Genomic DNA, 6,000 nt, shown 5'->3' with positions numbered 1-6,000 from the left:
TGCTGCAGCAGCTCGTCTCCCTGCTGCGCAGCCAGTCGCTGCAGAACCCCGTGGAAGTGCTGACCACCAACATCCTCTCCACCCGCGGGAAGACCATCAGGCCCAAGACGCTGAACCAGAAGAACTATGTGGACGCGATCGACGCCAACACCGTGATCTTCGGGATCGGTCCGGCCGGTACCGGCAAGACCTACCTGGCAATGGCCAAGGCCGTCCAGGCCCTGCAGCAGAAGGAAGTCAGCCGCATCATCCTGACCCGTCCCGCCGTTGAGGCGGGGGAGCGGCTCGGCTTCCTGCCGGGCACCCTGAGTGACAAGATCGACCCCTATCTGCGGCCCCTGTACGACGCCCTGCACGACATGATGGACCCCGAATCCATTCCCCGCCTCATGGCCGCCGGCACCATCGAGGTCGCCCCGCTGGCCTACATGCGGGGCCGCACGCTTAACGATGCCTTCATCATCCTCGATGAGGCGCAGAACACCACGCCGGAACAGATGAAGATGTTCCTGACCCGTCTGGGCTTCGGCTCCAAGATGGTGGTCACCGGTGACATCACCCAGGTGGACCTGCCCTTCGGCACCCGCTCGGGGCTCAGGATCGTCGAGGAGATCCTGCAGGGGATCGAGGACGTCAACTTCTCGATCCTGGATGCCTCCGACGTCGTCCGGCACCGCCTGGTGGGGGATATCGTCAACGCCTACAGCATCTGGGACGAAGTCCAAAGGAACCGGGTCAAGCACTCTGTTGCCCGGGAAACGCGGGGAGAACACGCATGAGCATTGAGGTCAACAACGAATCCGGCGTCGTCGTGGACGAGGCCGGGCTCGTGGCGCTGTCGCGTTTCATCTTCGAAAGCCTTTACATCCACCCGCAGGCGGAGCTGTCCATCCTGCTCGTGGACGAACCGGCCATGGAAAAGCTGCACCTCGAACTGATGGACGAGCCAGGCTCCACCGACGTCCTCTCCGTCCCCATGGACGAGCTGACCCCGGGCACGCCGGACAAGCCGACGCCGCAGGGCATGCTCGGCGACATCGCCATCTGCCCCCAGGTAGCCGAGGTCCAGGCCCGCAACGCCGGCCACTCCACCCAGGACGAGATGCTGCTGCTGACCACGCACGGCATCCTTCACCTGCTGGGTTATGACCACGCCGAGCCGGAAGAGAAGGAAGAGATGTTCGGGCTGCAGCGCGAACTCCTGACCGCCTTCACCGGCAAAGCGGCCCCGTCCGAGACGGTTCAGTGACCCCACTGATCCTTGCCGGCATGGCGCTGGTGTTCCTTAGCTTTGCCGCAGTGCTGACCGCTGCCGAGTCCGCGTTCAACTTCCTGCCCCGGCACGACGCCGAGCAGGCGGTCCTGAACAGCAGAGGCACCTCACTCAAACGCATCCTGGCCCAGCCCGTGGGGCACATGCGCGCCCTGCGGTTCTGGCGGGTCTGGTTCGAGATGGCCGCCGCCGTCGCCGTGACCGTGCTCCTTTACAGCATGCTGGACAACGTCTGGCTGGCCGGGCTGGCGGCCACCGGCATCATGGCGCTGCTCGGCTTCGTGATCGTGGGGGTGTCCCCTCGGCAGCTCGGCCGGGTCCACTCCGCCGCCCTGGTCCGGTTCAGCGCCCCGCTCGTCCGGTCCCTCTACGCCGTGCTCGGCCCGATTCCGGGCTGGCTGGTGCGGCTCGGCAGCGTCGTAGCTCCCGGCGCGCCGGCCGACAGCGAGGCGTTCTTCAGCGAGGAAGAATTCCGCGAACTCGTGGACCGGGCCACCGAGTCCGACGTGATCGAGGACAACGAGGCCGAGCTGATCCAGTCGGTCTTCGACTTCGGGGACACCCTGGTCCGCTCCGTTATGGTGCCCAGGACCGACATCCTCACGATCGACTCCGGATCCAGCCTGCACCGGGCGATGTCGCTGTTCCTGCGCTCCGGGTACTCGCGGATTCCGGTCATCGGCGAAAACACGGACCAGATCCTGGGCATTGTGTACCTGAAGGACGTTGCCGCCTCGCTCCACAACCTCGGCCCGCACGAGGAACCGCCGGTGGTGGACGAGGTGGCCCGCGAGGTCCGCTACGTGCCGGACTCGAAGCTCGTCAGCGACCTGCTCCGCGAACTCCAGAAGGAATCCACGCACGTTGCGATCGTCATCGACGAATATGGCGGAACGGCGGGGCTGGTCACGCTCGAGGACCTCATCGAGGAGATCGTCGGCGAAATCGTGGACGAATACGACACCGAAAGCGCCGAGGCCGTGGCACTGGGGGACGGAAGCTACCGGGTCAGCGCCCGCATGAGCATCGATGACCTCGGCGAACTCTTCGACCTCGAGCTCGACGACGACGAAGTAGACACCGTGGGCGGCCTGCTGGCCAAGGCCCTCGGGCGGGTGCCGATTGTCGGCAGCACCGTTCAGGTCCACGGACTGTCCCTCCGCGCCGACAGGCTGGAGGGCCGGCGGAACCGCGTCAGCCACATCATTGCGGCCGCCGTAGCAAAAGAACAAACTGACCTTGAAGACCTTCTCGACGAGGCCGCACCAATCCAACAGGGAGTCTCACGTGAGCAAGCAGAATAAGTCCGACGGCGACGCAGCCTACGGCGGCTACCGCGCCGGTTTCTCGGTGCTGGTCGGACGGCCCAATGCGGGCAAGTCCACCCTCACCAACGCCCTGGTCGGCCAAAAAGTCGCGATCACCTCGGCCAAGCCCCAGACCACGCGCCACACAATCCGTGGCATCGTGCACCGGGACGACGCCCAGTTGATCCTCGTTGACACCCCGGGCCTGCACCGCCCGCGCACGCTGCTGGGGAAGCGGCTGAACGAACTGGTCGCCGACACCCTCGCCGAGGTCGACGCGATCGGCTTCTGCCTGCCGGCCAACGAGAAGATCGGCCCGGGGGACAAGTTCATTGCCGCCCAGCTCGCCGCCATCCCCAACAAGCCCATCATCGCGATCGTGACCAAGGCCGACACCGTCGACCGCCAGGCCCTCACCGAGCAGCTGCTCGCCGTCGCCGCCCTGGGCCGCGAGGTCCTCGGCGAGGACGGCTGGAAGGACATCGTCCCGGTCTCCGCCACGGACGGTTTCCAGGTCGACACCCTTGCCGACGTCCTCATCGGTCACATGCCGGCATCGCCGCCGCTGTATCCGGACGGTCACCTGACGGACGAACCGGAAGCGGTGATGATCGCCGAACTCATCCGGGAAGCAGCCCTCGAAGGCGTCCGCGACGAATTGCCGCACTCCCTGGCCGTCGTCGTCGATGAGATCGTTCCGCGGGAAGGCCGGCCCGAGGACCGCCCGTTCCTGGACGTCCGCGTCAACCTGTACGTCGAGCGGCCTTCCCAGAAGGCCATCATCATCGGCAAGGGCGGCGCCCGGCTCCGCGAGGTCGGCACCAACGCGCGCAAGGCGATCGAGGCGCTGCTCGGTGCCCGTATCTACCTTGACCTGCACGTCAAGGTCGCCAAGGACTGGCAGCGCGACCCGAAGCAGCTCGTCAAACTGGGCTTCTGAGACGCGCTGTTCTTAGGCCGCTGTTTTGACCGTTGGCCCTTTCCCGCCGCTCCCAAGAGAGGGCCATCGGCGTTTTCTCAGATTCGGACTCTAAAATGGGCTGACTCCCCGTTCGTTTAGGAAGGCTCAACAAGTGGTTCGACCCCGTGACAACCGTGCCGACGGATCCGCCCCGCCGGCCCGGTCAACAGCCGATGCCCGGCACACGGCCGATCCCGCCGTTGGTCCGGCCCGCCACCTCGGCTCCGCCCGCCGGACCCCCACCTGGCTGAAAGTCTTCACGGGCGTGGTGGCCGTGCTTTTGGTCGGCGTGATCGCTTTTGGCGCCTACTGGACCATCCGGCTCCAGGGCAACCTCACCAAGGCCCCACTGAGCGCCGGCAGCATCAAGACCGAGGGTGCCGTGAACGATTCGACGGACCGGATGCAGATCCTGATCCTCGGCTCGGACACGCGCGACGGGAAGAACTCGCAGTACGGCACCAGCGATGACGCGACCGGATATGGGCACTCGGACGTGATGATGCTGATGGACATCTCCGCGGACAACAAGCGGGTCAACGTCGTCAGCTTCCCCCGCGACCTGCTGGTCGACATCCCCAAGTGCAAGGACCCGAAAACCAACAAGGAGTACCCGGCCCAGACCGGCGTCATGATTAACTCGGCGATGTCCGAGGCCGGCATCGGCTGCGCCGTGGACACCGTCAACAAGCTCACTGGCCTGGAGATCGACCACTTCATGATGGCCGACTTCAACGCCGTCAAGGAACTCTCCAACGCCGTGGGCGGCGTGTCCGTGTGTGTCAGCGACGCCGTGTATGACCCCGACTCTAAGCTGCGCCTGCCCAAGGGCACCTCCACTGTCCAGGGCGAGCAGGCATTGTCGTTCGTGCGCACCCGGCACGCCTTCGGCGACGGCGGCGACCTCGGCCGGATCAAGGCCCAGCAGGGCTTCCTGTCCGCGCTGACCCGGAAAATCAAGGACGACGGCACCCTTACCAACCCGGCCCGCATGCTCGGCATCGCGGACGCGATCACCAAGAACCTGACCATCGACGACGGCCTGGCCTCGGTGCCGACGCTGCTGACCGTGGGCAACCGGCTCAAGAACATCGACGTCGGCAAGGTAGCTTTCGTGGCCACGCCGACAGTCCCGGCCGAAACGGACATCAACCGGCTGCAGCTGGCCGAGCCCGCGGCATCCCAGCTGTTCGCCGCCATGCGCAACGACGTGGACCTGACGGATCCGACCGCGAAGCCGAGCGCTTCCCCGAGCGCCAGCGCCACGCCGACGCCCAGCCCCACTGCCCCGGCCTATGACAAGACCCTGCAGCCCGTCACTGTGGCCAACGGCTCGGGTGTTCCAGCCCGGACCCAGGAGATCATGCAGGCCATCAAGGGCGCCGGCTTCACCCAGGTGGGCCAGTTGACTGCTCCGCCCGTCGCCGCGACGGCGGTCTACTACGGTGCGGATTACGCTGACGTGGCCGGGGACGTCGCGGCCCTGCTCGGTGTGGAGCCGGACCGGGTGCTCCCGGCCGCCGGAGTTGCCGGTGTCCAGGTCTACCTGGGCAGTGACTTCGCGAACGGGACGCCGACCGCCGCCGCCGCTGCCCCGCAGCTGCCCAAGGACATCGTCAACCAGACAGCCGGCGACACCGTTTGCCAGCAGGCCAACCCGGCACTGATCACCCGCTGACCCGGCAGCCAGGAAGGCCCCCGTTCAGATTTTCCTGAACGGGGGCCTTCTTTTGTCATGGATGTTGGGCGGCGGCCTTTGGAGGCTCTTCCACGTCCTGCTGGGTCGTGGCACACGGCGAGGACCTCAACGGCGCACCCGATAGCGCAGGTGAAGCACCCGGTTGCCCTGAATCACCACGTCGGGATCCTCCAGCAGGTGCTGTGCGTGGACCGACCCGAAGTAGCGCTTGCCGGACCCGAACACGACGGGTACGACGTCCATGCGCACCTCGTCGACCAGGCCCGCGGCAAGCATCTGGCCACCGACATCACCAGCGGCGACCTCGACGATGCGGTCACCCGCAAGCTCTTGCGCCTTGGCCATGGCTGCCTCGACGCCGTCGACGAAGTGAAACGGCGCCTCGGGGTCCCAGCCCTCGGGCTGCGGCCGGTGCGTCACGACGACCACGTGATCGATCCCGCTCGGGGGTTTCCCGTCCCAGCCGTCCGTCAGGTCGAAGACGTGGCGCCCGACGAGGGTCGCCCCGATCTGGTCCCAGTACGGCCGGGTGTAGTCGTAGGAGGCCTGGGACACCTTCACCTCGCCGCTCTCGTCCAACGGGACGTCACCGTTGGACAACCAGTCGAACAGCGGTCCGGGCTGGTCATTCTCGTCCGCGATGAAGCCGTCCACCGACACCGAGCTGTACATGACCACCTTGCCCACGGGGCACTCCTCTGCTTTGGGGTGCCCCCACATTAGCGTGCCGCGAGCTGTCGCTCCAGTAAGAAATCAAGCG

General features: G+C 66.3%; 6 protein-coding genes. 5 read left to right on the top strand and 1 reads right to left on the bottom strand.

Annotated features, from left to right (window positions below; all coding sequences use genetic code 11):
• The 5 genes from AC1DHX_RS15670 to AC1DHX_RS15650 all read left to right on the top strand — a co-directional run.
• On the top strand, nucleotides 1-779 hold a 779-nt coding region (locus tag AC1DHX_RS15670), incomplete at its 5' end, for a PhoH family protein (protein ID WP_476900217.1).
• Entirely contained in the window at nucleotides 776-1,249 is a 474-nt protein-coding gene (gene ybeY / locus AC1DHX_RS15665) for an rRNA maturation RNase YbeY (protein ID WP_028276709.1), read from the top strand. The genes AC1DHX_RS15670 and ybeY, both read left to right, overlap by 4 nt.
• Complete coding sequence (locus tag AC1DHX_RS15660) at nucleotides 1,246-2,577, top strand: hemolysin family protein (RefSeq protein WP_223917363.1); 1,332 nt, start codon at nucleotides 1,246-1,248, stop codon at nucleotides 2,575-2,577. Before ybeY ends, AC1DHX_RS15660 begins: the two co-directional genes overlap by 4 nt.
• On the top strand, nucleotides 2,561-3,520 hold the full coding sequence (gene era / locus AC1DHX_RS15655) for a GTPase Era (RefSeq protein WP_028276711.1): 960 nt from the start codon (nucleotides 2,561-2,563) through the stop codon (nucleotides 3,518-3,520). Before AC1DHX_RS15660 ends, era begins: the two co-directional genes overlap by 17 nt.
• Before the next feature lie 133 nt (nucleotides 3,521-3,653).
• Nucleotides 3,654-5,219, top strand: coding sequence for an LCP family protein (locus tag AC1DHX_RS15650; protein ID WP_476858451.1), 1,566 nt, complete (start codon nucleotides 3,654-3,656; stop codon nucleotides 5,217-5,219).
• 126 nt (nucleotides 5,220-5,345) lie between these two features.
• Here AC1DHX_RS15650 and AC1DHX_RS15645 read toward each other — a convergent pair whose 3' ends face one another.
• Nucleotides 5,346-5,927 (bottom strand): dihydrofolate reductase family protein, encoded by a 582-nt coding sequence (locus AC1DHX_RS15645; protein WP_476849341.1) that lies wholly within the window; start codon nucleotides 5,925-5,927, stop codon nucleotides 5,346-5,348.
• Nucleotides 5,928-6,000: the final 73 nt, after the last annotated feature.

The organism is Arthrobacter sp. 05N33_2 (assembly GCF_056397425.1).
This window is presented reverse-complemented; position numbering and strand designations above follow the sequence as displayed.